The sequence below is a fragment of the Streptomyces yangpuensis genome, assembly GCF_024666385.1.
GTDB lineage: Bacteria > Actinomycetota > Actinomycetes > Streptomycetales > Streptomycetaceae > Streptomyces > Streptomyces yangpuensis.
Map to the genome: position 1 here is coordinate 6,302,003 of NZ_CP102514.1, position 18,259 is coordinate 6,320,261.

17 protein-coding genes and 1 pseudogene are annotated in these 18,259 nt (G+C 72.2%); 13 read left to right on the forward strand and 5 right to left on the reverse strand.

Annotation, left to right across the window (positions count from 1 at the left end; genetic code table 11):
- Positions 1-88: 88 nt before the first annotated feature.
- Together NRK68_RS28635 and abc-f are read right to left on the reverse strand one after the other, a co-directional pair.
- Positions 89-1,546, reverse strand: coding sequence for an NF041680 family putative transposase (locus NRK68_RS28635; RefSeq protein WP_257857822.1), 1,458 nt, complete (start codon positions 1,544-1,546; stop codon positions 89-91).
- 141 nt (positions 1,547-1,687) lie between these two features.
- Positions 1,688-3,325 carry a ribosomal protection-like ABC-F family protein gene (gene abc-f / locus NRK68_RS28640; RefSeq protein ID WP_183063929.1) on the reverse strand — a complete coding sequence of 546 codons (1,638 nt, stop codon included), beginning with the start codon at positions 3,323-3,325 and terminating at the stop codon, positions 1,688-1,690.
- Between the two features lie 103 nt (positions 3,326-3,428).
- On the opposite strand from abc-f, the gene NRK68_RS28645 reads away from it, so the two are divergent.
- Together NRK68_RS28645 and NRK68_RS28650 are read left to right on the forward strand one after the other, a co-directional pair.
- Entirely contained in the window at positions 3,429-4,400 is a 972-nt protein-coding gene (locus tag NRK68_RS28645; RefSeq protein ID WP_183063930.1) for a GlxA family transcriptional regulator, read from the forward strand.
- A gap of 79 nt (positions 4,401-4,479) precedes the next feature.
- Positions 4,480-5,109: a DJ-1/PfpI family protein gene (locus NRK68_RS28650; RefSeq protein WP_183063931.1), complete on the forward strand. Its 630-nt coding sequence runs from the start codon at positions 4,480-4,482 to the stop codon at positions 5,107-5,109.
- A 40-nt stretch (positions 5,110-5,149) separates the two neighbouring features.
- Here the strand turns inward: NRK68_RS28650 and NRK68_RS28655 are convergent, their stop codons facing one another.
- Positions 5,150-5,890, reverse strand: a complete 741-nt coding sequence (locus NRK68_RS28655) for an enoyl-CoA hydratase/isomerase family protein (RefSeq protein ID WP_257857944.1) — start codon at positions 5,888-5,890, stop codon at positions 5,150-5,152.
- 43 nt (positions 5,891-5,933) lie between these two features.
- Here NRK68_RS28655 and NRK68_RS28660 point away from each other — a divergent pair, with 43 nt between their 5' ends.
- Together NRK68_RS28660 and NRK68_RS28665 are read left to right on the forward strand one after the other, a co-directional pair.
- On the forward strand, positions 5,934-6,152 hold the full coding sequence (locus NRK68_RS28660; protein ID WP_257857152.1) for a hypothetical protein: 219 nt from the start codon (positions 5,934-5,936) through the stop codon (positions 6,150-6,152).
- A 130-nt stretch (positions 6,153-6,282) separates the two neighbouring features.
- Positions 6,283-6,777 carry an ATP-binding protein gene (locus NRK68_RS28665; protein WP_220818462.1) on the forward strand — a complete coding sequence of 165 codons (495 nt, stop codon included), beginning with the start codon at positions 6,283-6,285 and terminating at the stop codon, positions 6,775-6,777.
- Positions 6,778-6,824: 47 nt separating this feature from the next.
- Here the strand turns inward: NRK68_RS28665 and idi are convergent, their stop codons facing one another.
- Together idi and NRK68_RS28675 are read right to left on the reverse strand one after the other, a co-directional pair.
- Positions 6,825-7,424 (reverse strand): isopentenyl-diphosphate Delta-isomerase, encoded by a 600-nt coding sequence (gene idi, locus NRK68_RS28670; protein ID WP_183063934.1) that lies wholly within the window; start codon positions 7,422-7,424, stop codon positions 6,825-6,827.
- A gap of 179 nt (positions 7,425-7,603) precedes the next feature.
- A pseudogene (locus tag NRK68_RS28675) lies at positions 7,604-8,380 on the reverse strand (SAM-dependent methyltransferase); the annotation flags it as partial.
- A 390-nt stretch (positions 8,381-8,770) separates the two neighbouring features.
- Between NRK68_RS28675 and NRK68_RS28680 the strand changes: the two are divergent.
- From NRK68_RS28680 to hpnD, 9 genes are all read left to right on the forward strand, one after another.
- A complete protein-coding gene (locus NRK68_RS28680) occupies positions 8,771-10,558 on the forward strand; it encodes a DUF5941 domain-containing protein (protein ID WP_257857945.1) in 1,788 nt (595 codons plus the stop codon).
- Positions 10,555-11,307, forward strand: a complete 753-nt coding sequence (locus NRK68_RS28685) for a phosphocholine cytidylyltransferase family protein (protein ID WP_046776470.1) — start codon at positions 10,555-10,557, stop codon at positions 11,305-11,307. The genes NRK68_RS28680 and NRK68_RS28685 overlap by 4 nt, the downstream gene beginning before the upstream one ends.
- Complete coding sequence (locus NRK68_RS28690; RefSeq protein ID WP_183063936.1) at positions 11,295-12,356, forward strand: iron-containing alcohol dehydrogenase family protein; 1,062 nt, start codon at positions 11,295-11,297, stop codon at positions 12,354-12,356. Before NRK68_RS28685 ends, NRK68_RS28690 begins: the two co-directional genes overlap by 13 nt.
- Positions 12,334-13,113 (forward strand): CDP-alcohol phosphatidyltransferase family protein, encoded by a 780-nt coding sequence (locus NRK68_RS28695; RefSeq protein WP_257857153.1) that lies wholly within the window; start codon positions 12,334-12,336, stop codon positions 13,111-13,113. The genes NRK68_RS28690 and NRK68_RS28695 overlap by 23 nt, the downstream gene beginning before the upstream one ends.
- An 8-nt stretch (positions 13,114-13,121) precedes the next feature.
- Positions 13,122-14,003 (forward strand): glycosyltransferase family 2 protein, encoded by an 882-nt coding sequence (locus NRK68_RS28700; RefSeq protein WP_373024546.1) that lies wholly within the window; start codon positions 13,122-13,124, stop codon positions 14,001-14,003.
- 94 nt (positions 14,004-14,097) lie between these two features.
- Positions 14,098-15,027, forward strand: a complete 930-nt coding sequence (locus NRK68_RS28705) for an ABC transporter permease (protein WP_183063938.1) — start codon at positions 14,098-14,100, stop codon at positions 15,025-15,027.
- Positions 15,020-15,802 carry an ABC transporter ATP-binding protein gene (locus tag NRK68_RS28710; protein WP_183063939.1) on the forward strand — a complete coding sequence of 261 codons (783 nt, stop codon included), beginning with the start codon at positions 15,020-15,022 and terminating at the stop codon, positions 15,800-15,802. Before NRK68_RS28705 ends, NRK68_RS28710 begins: the two co-directional genes overlap by 8 nt.
- Before the next feature lie 431 nt (positions 15,803-16,233).
- Positions 16,234-17,118 carry a squalene synthase HpnC gene (gene hpnC, locus NRK68_RS28715; RefSeq protein WP_257857155.1) on the forward strand — a complete coding sequence of 295 codons (885 nt, stop codon included), beginning with the start codon at positions 16,234-16,236 and terminating at the stop codon, positions 17,116-17,118.
- Entirely contained in the window at positions 17,115-18,095 is a 981-nt protein-coding gene (gene hpnD / locus NRK68_RS28720; protein ID WP_373023917.1) for a presqualene diphosphate synthase HpnD, read from the forward strand. Before hpnC ends, hpnD begins: the two co-directional genes overlap by 4 nt.
- The last annotated feature ends 164 nt before the right edge of the window (positions 18,096-18,259 follow it).

An 18,259-nucleotide genomic window follows, 5' to 3' on the forward strand; every position in this document is an offset into this window, starting at 1 on the left:
TACTCGGGCGCCCCGGCACCGCGGCGAGGTGCGGCGGCGGGCACCGCGGGCCGGACGGGACTTCGGCGACAGGGCCTCAACTTGATCTTTAACCTGTGCGGCGTGGGCGAGGAGTCGTTGGCTTTTTCGTTTTCGGTTTCGTGGTGTCGGGTTTGCGGACTGTGTGCACGTCGTGTCGTGGGGTGGGCCGAGTGTTCTTGCGGCCTGGTGGCCTGCCGGGGCCGGGGCGGGAGGGTTTCGGTGCACCGGCCGGGCAGGTGGTCTTCGGGCGGATGTGCCGGAAGTCTCGGCGGACGCGGGCGGGCGTGAGGCGTTCGACGGGTGCGGGCTTCTCCCAGGGCCGACGCAGGTCGGCTGCCAGTGGCCGGGCGAGACGGAGCTGGGTGTAGGCGGCGAGGACCAGCCAGGTCCACCGGTCCCCCGCCTCGGGGGTGCGGATCTTCGGAGAGGTCCAGCCGAGGGTCTGCTTGAACAGGCGGAAGGTGTGCTCGATGTCGAAACGCCGCAGGTATGCCTGCCAGAGGCGGTCGACGTCAGCTGCCTCCGCGTCGGTGCCGGACCACCACAGCCAGACCGGCTTGGGGGTTGCTCCGCTGGGCAGGTGGTCGATGTCCAGACGGATCACCGTCCCCTCGACGATCGGGAGGGTGCCGTCTGCTCCGGCCCAGGAAGATCGGTGGGTCAGCTTGGGGTGGAGCCGGTCCCAGCATCGGGCGTTGGCGGTGCCGTATAGGCGCGTGTCGGTGACGGACTCGGCGTCCGGGGTGCCCCAGGTGTCGGGCTGCCCGAAGACGAACTCGCTGCCGTGCCGGGGAGGGCGCCCCATGATGTGGGGCTGTCGTGGTGGGGCGGCTCTGCGCAGGACACGGTCCGAGCGCATCCGTGCCAGGACCTGGACCGGCAGGTCCCGCAGGAGGTGGGCCAGGCGGGGCGCGTCGTATCCGGCGTCCGCGACGACGAGGACTTCCGGGTCACCGACCTGCCACTGGCCTGCGGTGATCAGCCGCTCGATCAGCTCGCGCAACTGTCGGGCGGTGATGGTGGCCGTGTCGTCCCCGGGTGCCAGACGCAACGCGTCCAGCGGGGCGGTCCACGAGCTGCGGCCGGGCTCCAGCGCGCAGATGATCGAGTACGGCCAGCCGGGGACGGGAATGTGCTGGTCTTTGCCCCGTCCGTAGGTGTGGCACAGGATCCGCTGGGGTGAGGTGTGGGCGTCGGGCCGCAGCCAGCAGGTCACGTCCACGGCCAGTACCAGCCGCCCGTCGGCGGCCCGCGGAAGCGGCACCGAGGCCAGGACCTGCCGCATCCGGTCCGCGTCGAGCCGGCCCTGGGCGAGCGCGGCATAAAGCCCTCCGTGACCGCGCCGGTGTTCACCTACCAGTGACAGCTCGGCCAGTGATCGCACCGGCCCGTCGCCGCACAGAACCGCGTCGGCCAACTCGAACAGCGCGTCCGAACGAGCGGTGAGACAGGAGTAGAACTCGCCCCGGAAGCGTGACAGTTCCGCCAACGGCTCCCGCCGGCCATCACGATGCAGCAGACTCATCCCCACGGCCTTCGCGCTGGACATGTGTGTTCCTTGGTCGGAACACATGATCCAGACGAAGGCCGCTTCCGCGTACGGCGGTTACCGAACCGAGTGATCAAGTACGAGGCATCGTTCGACCTCGGACGTTAAAGATCAAGCTCAAAGCTCGGTGACCTTGCCGCCGGAGACTTCCAGGCGGCGGGTGACCTGTACCGCGTCGAGCATCCGGCGGTCGTGCGTGACCAGCAGGAGGGTGCCCTCGTACGCCTCCAGCGCGGACTCCAGCTGCTCGATCGCCGGCAGGTCGAGGTGGTTGGTCGGCTCGTCCAGCACCAGCAGGTTCACCCCGCGGCCCTGGAGCAGCGCGAGCGCGGCGCGGGTGCGCTCACCGGGGGAGAGGGTCGCGGCCGGGCGCAGCACGTGGGCCGCCCTGAGGCCGAACTTGGCCAGCAGAGTGCGCACTTCGGCGGGCTCGGTGTCGGGGACGGCCGCGCAGAACGCCTCCAGCAGCGGTTCGTCGCCGAGGAACAGTCCGCGGGCCTGGTCGACCTCACCGACCAGCACGCCGGAGCCGAGGGTGGCGGAGCCGGAGTCCGGGGCCAGCCGGCCCAGGAGCACGGCGAGGAGGGTGGACTTGCCGGCGCCGTTCGCCCCGGTGATCGCCACCCGGTCCGCCCAGTCGATCTGCAGGCTCGCCGGGCCGAAGGCGAAGTCCCCCCGCTTGACGGCCGCCTCGCGCAGGGTGGCCACCACGGAGCCCGAGCGCGGGGCCGCCGCGATCTCCATCCGCAGCTCCCACTCCTTGCGCGGCTCCTCGACGACCTCCAGCCGCTCGATCGCGCGCTGCGTCTGGCGGGCCTTCGCGGCCTGCTTCTCGCTGGACTCGCCGCGCAGCGCCTTGCCGATCTTGTCGTTGTCGGTGGACTTGCGGCGGGCGTTGCGCACGCCCTTGTCCATCCAGTTGCGCTGCATCTGGGCCCGGCCCTCCAGTGCGGCCTTCTTGTCCGCGTACTCCTCGTACTCCTCGCGCGCGTGGCTGCGGGACCGGGCCCGCTCCTCCAGGTAGGAGTCGTAGCCGCCGCCGTAGAGGTTGATCTGCTGCTGCGCCAGGTCGAGTTCGAGGACCTTGGTGACGGTCCGGGTCAGGAACTCGCGGTCGTGGCTGATCACGACGGTGCCGGCGCGCAGCCCCTTGACGAACCGCTCCAGCCGCTCCAGACCGTCCAGGTCCAGGTCGTTGGTCGGCTCGTCGAGCAGGAAGACGTCGTAGCGCGAGAGGAGGAGCGAGGCCAGGCCCGCACGGGCCGCCTGGCCGCCGGAGAGCGCCGTCATCGGCAGGTCGAGGCCGACCGAGAGGCCGAGGTCGTCGGCGACCTCCTCGGCGCGCTCGTCGAGGTCCGCGCCGCCGAGGTCCAGCCACCGGTCGAGCGCGGTCGCGTACGCGTCGTCGGCACCCGGCGTGCCGTCCACCAGGCCCTGCGTCGCCTCGTCGAGCTCCGCCTGGGCGGCGGCCACGCCCGTACGCCGGGCCAGGAACTCCCGGACCGACTCCTCCGGCCGGCGCTCCGGCTCCTGCGGGAGGTGGCCGACGGCGGCGGTGGGCGGGGAGAGCCGCAGCTCCCCGGTCTCGGGAGTGTCCAGTCCGGCGAGCAGCCGCAGCAGGGTCGACTTCCCGGCGCCGTTCACGCCGACGAGGCCGATGACGTCGCCGGGTGCGACGACGAGGTCGAGATCGGCGAACAGCGTGCGCTCGCCGTGCGCGGCGGTGAGCTTCTTGGCGACGAGGGTGGCAGTCATGATGGGCCGATTCTATCGGCGTGCGCGCCGGACCCCGGGCGTGGCCGGATAGGTGGGAAGCACGTCATTGCGGCCACCGGCGGAGGCGGCACACCATGAGGCCATGGGGTCATCGCCGCGCAACGTCCTCGTCCTCCTCTACGACGGGGTCCAGAGCCTCGACGTGACAGGCCCGGTGGAGGTGTTCGCCGCGCTCGCCCACTTTTCCGGGCGGGCGGGGTACGCGATCCGGACGGTGTCGCCGGGCGGGGAGCCCGTTCGCACCGGCAGCGGGCTGACGCTGGTGCCCGACGGGGAGCTGGAGTGCGCCCGGCCGGGCCCCGGGACGACGGTGCTCGTGCCCGGGGGACGGTTCACGGCGGACTTCGAGCCCGGGCTGACCGACTGGCTCCGCACCCACGGGGGTGGAGCGGAGCGGCTGGTCTCCGTGTGCACGGGGGGACTGCTGCTGGCCGAGGCCGGACTGCTGGACGGGCGGCGCGCGACGACGCACTGGAACGCCTGCGAGCGGATGGCGCAGGACTATCCGGCCGTCGCCGTCGAGCCGGACCCCATCTACGTGCGGGACGGGCCGGTGGCCACCTCGGCCGGGGTGACGGCGGGCATCGACCTCGCGCTGGCGCTGGTGGAGGAGGACCACGGGCAGGACGTCGCCCTGACGATCGCCCGGCACCTGGTGGTCTTCCTGCGCAGGCCCGGCAACCAGGCGCAGTTCAGCGCGCAGCTCGCGGCCCAGACGGCCCGGCGGGACCCGCTGCGGGACGTGCAGCAGTGGATCACCGAGCACCCGGGGGAGGACCTGGGCGTCGAGCACCTCGCCGCCCGCGCCAGGCTGTCGCCGCGGCACTTCGCACGGGCCTTCCGGGCGGAGACCGGCGTCACGCCCGGCCGGTACGTCGAACGGGTGCGGGTGGACCATGCCCGGCGGCTGCTCGAGGAGAGCGGGGAAGGGATCGCCCAGATCGCCCGGGCCTGCGGGTACGGCAACCCGGAGGCGTTGCGCCGGGCCTTCGTGCGCACCCTCGGCCAGCCGCCCGCCGAGTACCGCCGCCGTTTCGGCACGTCCCGCGACTGAGGGCGGAACCCGCCCACCAGCAGGAAGAGCCGCCCCGCCGGGGCGGAGCCGTGTTCCGACCGACGCTCCCGGAGGAGCCATGCAGATCGCCGTCCTTCTCTACGACCACTTCACCGCCCTCGACGCCATCGGCCCCTTCGACACCCTCGGCCGGCTGTCCGGCGCCGAGGTCGTGTTCGTCTCGGAGCGGCCGGGGCCCGTACGGACCGACAACGGCTCGCTCGCACTCGTCGCGGACCAGGGGCTCGACGAGGTGACCCGGCCCGACATCGTCATCGTGCCCGGCGGGCCGCACCCCGATGTGGAGATGGCCAACCCCGTGGTCATGGACTGGCTGCGTACGGTCGACGCCACCACCACCTGGACCACCTCGGTGTGCACCGGATCCCTGCTGCTGGCCTCCGCCGGACTGCTGCGCGGGCGGCGGGCGACCAGCCACTGGCTGTACCTGGACCGGCTGCCGAAGCTGGGGGCCGAGCCGACCGGCGAGCGTGTGGTGTTCGACGGCAAGTACGTCACCGCGGCCGGGGTGTCCTCCGGGATCGACATGGGGCTCACCCTCCTCGGCCGGATCGCCGGTGACGAGTTCGCCCAGGCCGTACAGCTGATGACCGAGTACGACCCCCAGCCGCCCTACGACGCGGGCTCGCCCGAGAAGGCCCCGGCCGGCATCGTCGCGATGCTGCGCGGGAACAACGCGCCCGGCTGACGGGCTGACCGGCTGACCGGCTGACCGGGCCGGCCGGCTGTCACGGCGTCCAGGTGAAGCGGGGCGCCCGCCGCTCCAGGAACGCGGCGACCCCCTCGGCGGTGTCGTCGCTCCCGGCCGCCTGCTCCTCCCAGTGCCGGTCCCGGTCCGTGCGGCCGTCGGCGAACTCCTTCGCCGCCGCCTGCGTCAGCTGCGAGCGGGCGGCCAGGACACGGGTGAACTCGGCGACCCGCTTGTCCAGCCCGCCGGCCGGCAGCAGCTCGTTCAGGAACCCGGCGCGCAGCGCCTGTTCCGCCCCGACCAGCTCCGCGGAGAAGAGCAGGTACTTGGCCCAGGCCGGGCCGACCAGGGAGGTGAGCCTGCGGGTCGAGGACGCCGGGTAGACGATGCCCAGCTTCGCCGGAGTCACCCCGAAGGACGCCCCCTCCTCGGCGAAGCGCAGGTCGCAGGCGGCCGCCAGCTGGCTGCCGCCGCCCACGCAGAACCCGCGGATCGCGGCCAGCGTCGGCTTCGGGAAGGCCGCCAGGGCCTCCTCCGCCGCCACGGCGAGGGCCCGCGGGTCGTCGTCCCCGGTGAGGGAGGAGATGTCGGCGCCCGCGCAGAAGGTCGGTCCGGCCCCGGTGAGGACGAGCACCCGTACGGCCGGGTCGCCCGCGAGCCCGTCCAGCAGCCCGGGAAGCGCCCGCCACATCGAGGCGGTCATGGCGTTGCGCTTGGCGGGGTGCGAGACGACGACGGTGGCGACCCCGTCGGCGACCGTGTGCAGAAGGGTTGCGTCCAGGGCTGCGTCCATGCGCCGGATGCTATCCCGGGCGGTGCATCATGTGATCGGAGCATCCTACGAGGGGGCGCTTCGCGGGGCCTTCGGCGCGCCGCCGGGCTCCTGTTCCTTTCCGACCGGCCCGGCAACAGTCCGGCTGCGCGCCGCCATCCTGGGGTTGGTCAGGGAGGACGAGGCGGCGGCGGACGACGCCGGCGCGCGGGCGATGTGTGAGGCGGCCGAGAAGCGTCCGGCAGAAGATCAGGAACAGACCAACAACTGACTCCGTCATACGCCAGTGGTCAGAAAGTGTCCGAATGACGCTGACTTCTGGTCAGCAGTCCGGGCCGGACCCACCCCTTCACCACTCTTGTCGCGTGGAGACGATCGAGCGTGAAGACGGGGGCCGGAAGATGGACGCCAGCGGGAGGGGCCCACGGGCCGGGGAAGGGGGGCCGCCGGCCCCGGCCGGCCCCCTCGCCTACGAGGGCGTGTGGAGGTTCACCGCTCCCGCAGTAGAAGAATCCGTTCCGCAGGCCCGCCGGGCCGTCCGGGACCTGCTCGGGCGCCAGGGGGTGCCGGCCCATCAGGACCTCGTGTACTCCCTGCTCCTGATCGTCTCCGAACTGGTGACGAACTCGGTCCGGCATGCCGCCCTGCTCTCGCCCGAGGTCGCGGTCGAGGTCGCCATCGGCCGCGAGTGGGTACGGGTGGCCGTCGAGGACAACCACCCCTACCGCCCCAAGGCGCTGGAGGCAGACTTCGGCCAGACCGGCGGCCGGGGCCTGCTGCTCGTCCGCGAGATCACCCTGCAGTCCGGCGGGGTCTGCGACGTCGAGCACACCTCCACCGGCGGCAAGGTCATCTGGGCGGCCCTCCCCCTCGCCACCCCGCCGGCCGCACGCTGAGTCGAGGACGACGGGGGAGCAGACGAGGTCGAGGACGGCGCAGGGGACTACCAGCCCGCCGCGTCGCCGGTCAGCTCGCGGATCGCGGGCCGCGCCGCGTCCAGCACGGTCATGAACCAGGCCGAGAACGGCACTTCCGCGTGCCGCTTCGCCAGCTCCTCGGCGGTCACGAAGGCGGTGGCCTCGACCTCCTCCGGATCCGGCCGCACGGCGGCCTGCGCGAGTCCCACGAACAGGTGATTGAACTCCTGCTCCACGAGGCCCGACGCGGGGTCCGGGTGGTTGTAGCGCACCGTTCCCGCCTGCGCGAGCAGCGACGGCGACAGCCCCAGCTCCTCGTGGGTCCGCCGGGCCGCGGCCGCGAACGGCGACTCCCCGGGATACGGGTGACCGCAGCAGGTGTTCGACCAGACGCCCGGCGAGTGGTACTTCCCGAGGGCCCGCTGCTGGAGCAGCAGACGACCCTGCTCGTCGAACAGGAACACGGAGAACGCCCGGTGCAGCTGCCCGGGAGCCTGATGGGCGGAGAGCTTCTCCGCCGTGCCGATGGTGTTGCCGGACTCGTCGACCAGTTCGAGCATGATCGGTTCTTGAGTACCGGTGCCGTTGGACGCGCTGTTCGCGGCGGTGGCTGGTGTGGTCGGCATACCCATCCTTCGCTTCGGACTTCGGCCTTCAGTCTGCCGTACAAAAGAGGCTTGTCCCCACTTCGGACATCCGCGCATGTCCGCCCCCCACCACGTGTTAGGGGGCGGATCACGTCACTCACCACGCCCGCGCGCCGGACCCCGCCCGGGCGGGCCGGTCAGGCGTCGCCGTCGCCGGCCTCCACCGGACGCAGGACATAGCCGGTGTAGCCGTACTCGTGCCCGTGGCGGGCCCGTACGTCCAGTTCCTCGCGGGTGGCGGCCACCGCCCACGCCATCGCGGGGGAGTCCTCGCCGGTCCGGTCGCGGACACGCTCGGCGAGCGGGCCGTAGTACTCGTCCCAGTCGGAGTCGGGCAGCCGGTGCACGCCGAGCACCCGGTAGCCGGCGGCCCGGGCGGCCGCGACGTTGCCGGCCGTGGAGCGCAGCGGGTACTGCGGGTCCCAGAAGGCGCGCGCTCCGGCGGACGGTTCCGCGGTCGTCCACTCGCATTCGGTCAGCACGAGCGTGCCGCCGGGGGCGAGCAGCCGCTTCCACCGCGCCAGCGCGGTGTCGAAGCCCACGATGTAGGCGGAGCCCTCCGCCCAGACGAGGTCGAAGGAGCCGTCCCCGGCCTCCTGCGCGGGGAGCGCGTTCATGTCCGCCTCCACGGTGCGGACCCGGTCGGCGAGCCCGCGGGCCGCGGCGGCGGTGCGCAGTTCGTCGAGGAAGGGGGCGTGCAGGTCGACGGCGGTCACCTCGGCGCCGCCCGGTCCGGTGCCGCCCGCCTCGGCGGCGAGCAGCAGCGCGCTGCGGCCGGGGCCGCAGCCCAGGTCGAGGACGCGGGGCCGCTCGGGCAGCGGTCCGCACAGGGACAGCAGCCGGCGGGTGCTCGCGTCCGAGCCCGGAGCCTGCCGCGGCAGCCCATGGTGAAGAGTGAGAAAAGCCTCGAAAGCGGTGTGGGTGTTGTCGGTCAACGTGAACCCTTGAAAAGGGGCTCCGGCCGATCTGGAGGTCCCCCGGTGAAAGTCCGGGAGAACGGTGGATCAGGCCCGGCCGGTCGCCCGGGGGAAATGGGGGATGCACCGGAGTTCGCAGCGCTCGGCCGCGACCACTGCGACGGTCATCGACCCACCTCGTTCCACTCGACACCTTCAGGGGCGTGTCCACCGTAACACCGACGCCGTTTGTGGTACCGCGTCGTGATCACCGATGATGATCGCGACCCGGCCCGAAGCCCGGATATCGGCTTATCGGGGCGTAAACGGGTGATGAAACCCTGCTTCCCTTCATCCGATAGCCTCTGCCGACGTGCCGCCGCCCCACGGGCGCGCCCGTTCGGAATCCGTTACAAGGAGTGAGTTCGTCTGCCGACCGTCATCCTCACCGGCCTGCCGGTCCCCGGATCGCCGCTCGCGGACGAGCTCCGCTCCCTCGGCTTCGAGGTCCGCCCGGCCGCCGGTCCCCAGGACGCCGCCGCCGCACTGGCCGGCGTACCCGCCGACCAGCGGGTGGCCGTCGTCGACACCGCCTTCGTCGGGCACGTGCACGCGCTGCGGCTCGCGCTGACCGACCCCCGCTTCGACGCCTGCGCCGTCACCGGCGCCCTCTCCGTACAGGCGGGTGCCCGCGAGGCCCTCGACAAGGCCGTCGTCACCGAGGGCGCCGACGGGTCCGGCCCCTACGCCGACCGGCTCGCCGCCGCGGTCGAGGCCGCCGGCACCACCGTCCAGCGGCCCGAGCTCGGCAGCCTGGTCGCCGTGGTGCCCGCCGACGCGGACGAGCGCGCGGCGGCCTCCGCCGCCGTCGCCGCCGTGGACGAGGAGGCCGTCCGGCTGCGCTCCGCCGTGAAGTCCCGCGACGGGTTCTTCACCACCTTCTGCATCAGCCCGTACTCGCGTTACATCGCCCGCTGGTGCGCGCGCCGCGGCCTCACCCCGAACCAGGTCACCACCGCCTCGCTGATCACCGCGCTGATCGCGGCGGGCTGCGCGGCCACGGGCGAGCGCTGGGGCTACGTCGCGGCCGGTGTCCTGCTGATCGTCTCCTTCGTCCTGGACTGCACCGACGGGCAGCTCGCCCGCTACTCCCTGCAGTACTCGACGATGGGCGCCTGGCTCGACGCGACCTTCGACCGGGCCAAGGAGTACTCCTTCTACGCCGGCCTCGCGCTCGGCGCGGCCCGGAACGGGGACGACGTCTGGGGCCTGGCCCTCGGCGCGATGATCCTGATGACCTGCCGGCACGTCGTGGACTTCTCCTTCAACGAGGCCAACCACGACGCCACCGCCAACACCAGCCCGACGGCCGCCCTCTCCGACCGGCTCGACAGCGTCGGCTGGACGGTCTGGGTCCGCCGGATGATCATCCTGCCGATCGGCGAGCGCTGGGCGATGATCGCGGTCCTGACCGCCTTCACCACCCCCCGGATCGTCTTCTACGCACTGATCGCCGGCTGTGCCTTCGGTGCCCTCTACACCACGGCGGGCCGCGTCCTGCGGTCCCTGACCCGCAAGGCCCGGCGCACCGACCGCGCCGCCCAGGCGCTCGCCGACCTCGCCGACTCCGGTCCGCTCGCCGAGCTGCAGGCCCGGCTGCTGCGCGGCCGCGCCGGCTCCTTCGGGTCCGTCTACGTCGCCGCCCTCGGCACCGTGCTGATGGTCGGTGCCGCCCTGTACCTCCCCTTCGGCGACCCGCGTCTGATCGCCGTCGCCGTGATCTGCACCATGACGGCCGGGCTCGCCGTCGCCGCCCCCCTGGGGGGCGCACTCGACTGGCTGATCCCGCCGCTGTTCCGCGCGGGCGAATACGTGACGGTCCTCGCGCTCGCCGCCAAGGCGGACGTCCCCGGGGCCCTCCCGGCGGCATTCGGCCTGATCGCGGCGGTCGCCTACCATCACTACGACACGGTGTACCGCATTCGCGGTGGCACCGGCGCGCCCCCGCACTGGCTGGTGCGGACCATCGGCGGCCACGAGGGCCGGGTCCTGCTGACCACGGTCCTCGCCGCCGTCCTCGTGGACCGCGCATCGGACTTCCCCGTCGCGCTCACGGCCCTGGCCGTGTTCGTGGCACTCGTGGTGCTCGTGGAGAGCATCCGCTTCTGGGTCTCCTCCGGGGCACCCGCCGTACATGACGAAGGAGAACCAGCATGATCGGCCTTGTCCTCGCTGCCGGTGCGGGACGCCGCCTGCGCCCCTACACCGACACCCTGCCCAAGGCCCTCGTGCCCGTCGGCCCCGAGGGTGACGAGGAGAGCCTGACGGTCCTCGACCTGACCCTCGGCAACTTCGCCGCGGTCGGTCTCACCGAGGTCGCCATCGTCGTCGGCTACCGCAAGGAGGCCGTCTACGCGCGCCAGGCCGCACTGGAGGCCAAGTACGGGCTGAAGATCACGCTGATCGACAACGACAAGGCCGAGGAGTGGAACAACGCCTACTCCCTGTGGTGCGCCCGTGAGGTCCTGGGGCGCGGTGTGATCCTCGCCAACGGCGACACCGTCCACCCGGTCTCCGTCGAGGAGACCCTCCTCGCCGCCCGCGGCAACGGCCAGAAGATCATCCTCGCCCTCGACACGGTCAAGAGCCTGGCCGACGAGGAGATGAAGGTCGTCGTCGACGGCGACCGGGGCGTCCGGAAGATCACCAAGCTCATGGACCCCGCCGACGCCACCGGCGAGTACATCGGCGTCACGCTGATCGAGGCCGAGGCCGCCGAGGCCCTCGCCGAGGCGCTGAAGACCACCTTCGAGCGCGACCCCGACCTCTACTACGAGGACGGCTACCAGCAGCTCGTCAACGACGGCTTCGTGGTCGACGTGGCCCCCATCGGCGACGTCAGGTGGGTCGAGATCGACAACCACGACGACCTCGCCAAGGGCCGGACGATCGCATGCCAGTACTGACGAGGCTCATCCCCTCGCCCGTCGTCGTCGACATCAGCCGCGGGGCGATGGACGACCTGGCCGGCGTCCTGGCCGACCAGCGGATCTCCGCCTCCGGCAAGCTCGCCATCGCGATCAGCGGGGGCTCCGGCGTGGCGCTGCGCGCCAGGCTGGAGCCCGTGCTCCCGCACGCCGACTGGTACGCCGTCGTCGACGGCACCATCGACTCCGCGGTCAAGCTCGCCGACGACATAAAGGGCCGCCGCTACGACGCCGTCGTGGGCCTGGGCGGCGGCAAGATCATCGACGTGGCCAAGTACGCCGCGGCGCGGGTCGGGCTGCCCATGGTGGCCGTCGCCACCAACCTCTCGCACGACGGCATCTGCTCGCCCGTGTCCATCCTGGACAACGACAACGGCCGCGGCTCCTACGGCGTCCCCACCCCGATCGCCATGGTGATCGACCTCGACGTCATCAAGGACGCCCCGGTCCGGTTCATCCGCGCCGGCATCGGCGACGCGATCTCCAACATCTCGGCGATCGCCGACTGGGAGCTCTCGCACGAGACCACCGGCGAGCCCGTCGACGGCCTGGCCGCCGCCATGGCCCGTACCGCCGGCGAGTCCGTGCTGCGCCACCCCGGCGGCTGCGGCGACGACGAGTTCCTCACCGTGCTCTCCGAGGCGCTCGTGCTCTCCGGCATCGCCATGTCGATCAGCGGGGACTCCCGCCCGTCCTCCGGCGCGTGCCACGAGATCAGCCACGCCTTCGACCTGCTCTACCCGGGGCGCTCCGCGCTCCACGGCGAGCAGGTCGGCATCGGCGCGGCCTTCGCGATGCACCTGCGCGGGGCGGCGGACGCCGCCGGCCACTTCGTCGAGGTGCTGCGCCGGCACGACCTGCCGGTCGGGCCCGAGGAGATCGGCTTCAGCGTCGACGAGTTCGTCGCGGCCGTCGAGTACGCCCCCCAGACCCGCCCGGGACGCTTCACGATCCTGGAGCACCTCAACCTGTCCGCCGCCGAGATCAGGGACGCTTACGCCGACTATGCCAAGACCATCCGTAGCTGAACTCCGGCCCGTCGTTCACCCCGCGGGCGTGAAGGACCGGGTCAGCGGCGAGCACTGGGGCGGGCGCCTCTACATGCGCGAGATCTCCCTGCGCATCACCCGCCTCCTGGTCACCACCAAGGTCACGCCCAACCAGCTGACCTACCTGATGACCCTCGCCGGCGTCCTCGCCCTGCCCGCACTCCTGGTGCCGGGCATCCTCGGCGCCGTCCTCGGCGTGGTCGCGGTCCAGATGTACCTGCTGCTCGACTGCGTCGACGGCGAGGTCGCCCGCTGGAAGAAGCAGTATTCGCTCTCCGGGGTCTACCTGGACCGGGTCGGCGCCTACCTGTGCGACGCGGCGGTCCTGGTCGGCTTCGGCCTGCGCGCCGCCGACCTGTGGGGCACCGGCGGGGCCGACTGGCTGTGGGCCTTCCTCGGCACGCTCGCCGCGCTCGGCGCCATCCTGATCAAGGCCGAGACCGACCTGGTCGGCGTCGCCCGCCACCAGGCCGGCAAGCCCGTGGTCAAGGACGCGGCCGCCGAGCCGCGCGCCAAGGGCATGGCCCTCGCCCGGCGGGCCGCCGCCGCGCTGAAGTTCCACCGCCTGATCCTCGGCATCGAGGCCTCGCTGCTCATCCTGTTCCTGGCCGTCCTGGACCAGATGCGCGGCGACCTGTACTGGTCCCGCGTAGGAGTCGCCGTGCTCGCGGCCATCGCGATGCTCCAGACCGTGCTGCACCTGGTGTCCATCCTCGCCTCCAGCAGGCTCAAGTGACCGCCCCGATGCGGCTGGGCGCCGTGATCATCACCATGGGCAACCGGCCCGACGAGCTCAAGGCCCTCCTGGACTCGGTGGCCCGCCAGGACGGCGACCCGATCGAGGTCGTCGTCGTCGGACAGGGCGTACGGGTCGCCGAGGTGGCCGACCTGCCGCCGGGGGTCCGCTCCGTCGACCTGCCCGAGAACCTGGGCATCCCGGGCGGCCGCAACGTCGGCATCGAGGCATTCGGCCCCGGCGGCCGCGACGTGGACGTACTGCTCTTCCTCGACGACGACGGACTGCTGGAGCGCACCGACACCGCCGAGCTGTGCCGGCGGGCCTTCGCCGAGGACCCCGAGCTCGGGATCATCAGCTTCCGGATCGCCGATCCCGACACCGGCCGGACCCAGCGCCGCCACGTACCGCGGCTGCGGGCCTCGGACCCGATGCGGTCCTCGCGCGTGACCACCTTCCTGGGTGGTGCCAACGCCGTCCGCACAACGGTGTTCGAGCAGGTCGGCGCCCTTCCGGGGGAGTTCTTCTACGCTCACGAGGAGACCGATCTGGCCTGGCGCGCGCTCGACGCGGGGTGGCTGATCGACTACCGAGCGGACATGGTGCTGCTGCACCCGACGACCGCCCCCTCCCGGCACGCGGTCTACCACCGTATGGTGGCCCGTAACCGGGTGTGGCTCGCCCGCCGCAACCTGCCCGCACCGCTGGTACCGGTCTACCTGGGCGTCTGGCTCCTGCTGACGCTTCTACGGAAGCCCTCGGGACCCGCGCTGAAGGCCTGGTTCGGCGGGTTCCGCGAGGGGTGGACCACTCCTTGCGGACCGCGCCGCCCGATGAGATGGCGCACGGTCTGGCGGTTGACCCGCCTGGGCCGACCTCCTGTCATCTGACCAGCCCGCGTCTGGGAACATGACGCGATCACGGGCTTCGAGCCACCAGCCTGATGCCCACCTGGCCGCATCTTGAAGACGAAAGTTTCAACTTGTGAGTGACACAACCCACGACGGCGCCCTCGCCACGAGCAGGCCGCCGTCCGCAGACGCGGGGCTCAGCGCCGCGGAGCTGGCCAGGAAGTACGGCCTCTCGGTCAGCGGCGCCCGGCCCGGCCTGGGCGAGTACGTGCGGCAGCTCTGGGGCCGGCGCCACTTCATCATGGCCTTCTCCCGGGCCAAGCTGGTCGCGCAGTACAGCCAGGCGAAGCTCGGCCAGGTCTGGCAGGTGGCGACCCCGCTGCTGAACGCGCTGGTCTACTGGCTGATCTTCGGCCTGATCCTCCAGGCGGGCAAGGAGATGCCCAAGGACGTCTACGTCCCGTTCCTGGTGATGGGCATCTTCGTCTTCACCTTCACGCAGAGCTCCGTGATGGCGGGCGTCCGCGCGATCTCGGGGAACCTCGGGCTGGTGCGCGCGCTGCACTTCCCGCGCGCCTCCCTGCCGGTGTCCTTCTCGCTCCAGCAGCTCCAGCAGCTGCTGTACTCGATGGTCGTCGTCTTCGTGATCGCCGTCATGTTCGGCAACTACCCGCGGCTCTCCTGGCTGCTGGTGATCCCGACGCTGGCGCTGCAGTTCGTCTTCAACACCGGCCTCGCCATGATCTTCGCGCGGATGGGTTCCAAGACCCCCGACCTCGCGCAGCTGATGCCGTTCGTGATGCGCACCTGGATGTACGCCTCCGGCGTCATGTTCCCGATCGCGGTCTACCTCAAGGACCAGCCGCAGTGGATCAGCGACGTCCTGCTGTGGAACCCGGTCGCGATCTACATGGACCTGATCCGGTTCGCGCTGATCGACGACTACACCGCCGCCAACCTGCCCCCGCACGTGTGGGCCTTCGCCGTGGGCTGGGCCGTGCTGATCGGCCTCGGCGGCTTCGTGTACTTCTGGAAGTCTGAGGAGCGTTACGGCCGTGGCTGACAACACCCAGGGGCGCGTTCCCACCGTGATCGCGGACGGCGTCCACATCGTCTACCGCGTCAACACCGGCAGCAGCGGCAAGGGTGCGGCCACCGCCGCGCTCAGCAAGATCGTGCGCCGGAGGAAGGGCGACGCCCCGGGCGTCCGCCGGGTCCACGCCGTGCGCGGGGTCTCCTTCACCGCGTACCGCGGCGAGGCCATCGGCCTCATCGGCTCCAACGGCTCCGGCAAGTCCACCCTGCTGCGCGCCATCGCCGGCCTGCTGCCCTGCGAGGAGGGCAAGGTCTACACCGACGGCCAGCCCTCGCTGCTGGGCGTGAACGCCGCGCTGATGAACGACCTCACCGGTGAGCGCAACATCGTCCTCGGCGGTCTCGCGATGGGGATGAGCCGCGAGCAGATCAAGGAGCGTTACCAGAGCATCGTCGACTTCTCGGGCATCAATGAGAAGGGCGATTTCGTCTCCCTGCCGATGCGCACCTACTCCTCCGGCATGGCGGCCCGACTGCGCTTCTCCATCGCGGCGGCCAAGGACCACGACGTCCTGATGATCGACGAGGCCCTGGCCACCGGTGACCGCGCCTTCCAGGTGCGTTCGGAGAACCGAATCAAGGAACTCCGGGAGAAGGCCGGCACGGTCTTCCTCGTCAGCCACAACAACAAGTCCATCCGCGACACGTGCGACCGGGTGCTGTGGCTGGAGAAGGGCGAACTCCTGATGGACGGGCCCACCGAGGAAGTCGTCTCGGCCTACGAGAAGGCCACCAACGGCTGACCTCCGGGTCGCGCGGCGCCGCCGCCGCGTCCGTCCGCTTCCCCTGAAGGCCCCTGCCGCTCAGCGCGGCGGGGGCTTTGAGCGTGCACCCGCAATACGCCGCGTGCGCGTTCTCGTATTGGGCGGCGACATTCGGTGGCGCGGCGAATACCCGAGCGGCCCCCGTGACGTTGTACAGCGTAAGCTGAAGCGGTCCTGAATCGCGGCAAGAGGGGACGATTCCCCGCAGGTGAACGGCCCTGGGACAGCCCCGGGAAAACCCCGGCGGCGTGTCCGAAATGGGATGTATTGGGTCGGCAGTGTAGAACGGGAGATGTGACGGCAATGGCTACGGGAATTCTCCGGCCCCCAGGGACGGCGGCCGTCCCCGCCCCGGGCGGCGGGCGGTGAACCCGGGGCACGGCACCCGACCCCTGTCCGACACGGTCCATGTGAGCGCCACCCTCGACAAGGCGACGGCGGAGAACTTCCCCGTCGCCCCCGCCTTCCTGCCCCGCGCCTGGCGCGACGGGCTGACGGCCGTCTACGGCTACGCCCGCCTCGTCGACGACATCGGCGACGGCGACCTCGCCCCCGGCGGGCGCGACGCCGTGCTCCTCGGTCTCGACCCGGCCGCGGCGGACGACCGGCTCGCCATGCTCGACGCCCTCGAGGCCGACCTGCTGCGCGTGTTCGGCTCCGCGGGCGGCCCACCGCGCCACCCCCTGCTGCTCGCCCTGCGGCCCGTGGCGCGCGCCCACGCCCTGACCCCCGAGCCCTTCCTCGGGCTCATCGAGGCCAACCGGCAGGACCAGCGGGTCAGGCGCTACGAGACCTACGGGGACCTCGTCGCGTACTGCGAGCTGTCCGCCAACCCGGTCGGCCGGCTCGTGCTGTCCCTCACCGGCACCAGCACGCCCGAGCGGATCCGGCTCTCCGACGCCGTCTGCACCGCCCTGCAGATCGTCGAGCACGTCCAGGACGTCGCCGAGGACCTGGGCCGCGACCGGATCTACCTGCCCGCCGAGGACATGCGGCGCTTCCACGTGTCCGAGGCCGACCTGGCGGCCCCGACCGCCGGCGCCTCCGTGCGCGCCCTGGTCGCCTTCGAGTCCGAGCGCGCACGCGCCCTGCTGGACGAAGGCCTCCCGCTCGTGGGCAGCGTGCACGGCAGGCTCCGGCTGCTGCTCGCGGGCTTCGTGGGAGGGGGGCGCGCCGCCCTGCGAGCCGTCACTGCCACGGGCTTCGACGTACTCCCCGGCCCGCCCGAACCCACCAAGAGCGGCCTGCTCCGCGAGGTTGCCGCCGTCCTGCGCACAGCGCCGAGAAAGAGGTGAGCCCGACCGTGGAGGGCCCCACACACGCGTCCGTACAGACTGCGATGTCCGCACCGGTCTCGGCGGCCTACAGCTACTGCGAGGCCGTCACCGGCGCGCAGGCGCGCAACTTCGCGTACGGCATCCGGCTGCTGCCCACCGACAAGCGCCACGCGATGTCCGCGCTCTACGCCTTCTCCCGCCGAGTCGACGACATCGGCGACGGCACGCTGCCCGCCGGGGCCAAGCTCGCGCGCCTGGAGGAGACCCGGGCCGTCCTCGCACGGATCCGGGCCGGCGAGGTCGACGAGGACGACACCGACCCGGTCGCCGTCGCGCTGGCGCACGCCGCCCGCCGCTTCCCGATCCCGCTCGGCGGCCTCGACGAACTCATCGACGGCGTACTGATGGACGTCCGCGGCGAGACGTACGAGACCTGGGACGACCTCAAGGTCTACTGCCGCTGCGTGGCAGGTGCCATCGGACGGCTCTCGCTCGGCGTCTTCGGCACGGTGAACGCACCGGGCCGGGGCGCGCCCGAGGCCGCGCGCGCCGCCGAGTACGCCGACACCCTCGGCCTCGCCCTGCAACTCACCAACATCCTCCGCGACGTTCGCGAGGACGCGGGCAACGGCCGCACCTACCTGCCCGCCGAGGACCTCGCCAAGTTCGGCTGCTCGGAAGGGTTCCAGGCCGGCCGGCTGTCCGCCGGAGCCGACTTCGCCGGACTGGTCCACCACGAAGTCCGGCGCGCCCGCGCCCTGTTCGCCGAGGGCTACCGGCTGCTGCCGATGCTCGACCGGCGCAGCGGCGCCTGCGTGGCCGCCATGGCCGGCATCTACCGGCGCCTCCTCGACCGCATCGAGCGGGAGCCGGAGGCGGTCCTGCGCGGCCGTGTCTCCCTGCCGCCGCACGAGAAGGCGTACGTCGCCGTCCGCGGCCTGTCCGGCCTCGACGCCCGCACCGTCACCCGCCAGGCCGTCCGGAGGCGGATGTGACGCCCCCGACGAAGGCGGCCCCGCCACGCGCCGCCGCGCCCGGCGTTCACCCGGCGTGCGCCGGCGGGGCCCGGCGTACGGGACCGGCGCGCCGCCCCGGGCATGCGCCGGGCCGGGCAACCACGCCGACGGCGGGCGCGTCTCTCCCCGCGGACCGCGGCGGC

Excerpts from the sequence above, each read along its gene's own strand:
- idi (WP_183063934.1), bottom strand. The coding sequence starts at position 7,424 with ATGCCGACCACACCAGCCACCGCCGCGAACAGCGCGTCCAACGGCACC.
- NRK68_RS28695 (WP_257857153.1), top strand. The coding sequence starts at position 12,334 with ATGCCAAGACCATCCGTAGCTGAACTCCGGCCCGTCGTTCACCCCGCG.
- abc-f (WP_183063929.1), bottom strand. The coding sequence starts at position 3,325 with ATGACTGCCACCCTCGTCGCCAAGAAGCTCACCGCCGCGCACGGCGAG.
- NRK68_RS28700 (WP_373024546.1), top strand. The coding sequence starts at position 13,122 with ATGCGGCTGGGCGCCGTGATCATCACCATGGGCAACCGGCCCGACGAG.
- NRK68_RS28685 (WP_046776470.1), top strand. The coding sequence starts at position 10,555 with ATGATCGGCCTTGTCCTCGCTGCCGGTGCGGGACGCCGCCTGCGCCCC.
- NRK68_RS28690 (WP_183063936.1), top strand. The coding sequence starts at position 11,295 with ATGCCAGTACTGACGAGGCTCATCCCCTCGCCCGTCGTCGTCGACATC.
- NRK68_RS28635 (WP_257857822.1), bottom strand. The coding sequence starts at position 1,546 with ATGAGTCTGCTGCATCGTGATGGCCGGCGGGAGCCGTTGGCGGAACTG.
- NRK68_RS28650 (WP_183063931.1), top strand. The coding sequence starts at position 4,480 with ATGCAGATCGCCGTCCTTCTCTACGACCACTTCACCGCCCTCGACGCC.
- NRK68_RS28665 (WP_220818462.1), top strand. The coding sequence starts at position 6,283 with ATGGACGCCAGCGGGAGGGGCCCACGGGCCGGGGAAGGGGGGCCGCCG.
- NRK68_RS28645 (WP_183063930.1), top strand. The coding sequence starts at position 3,429 with ATGGGGTCATCGCCGCGCAACGTCCTCGTCCTCCTCTACGACGGGGTC.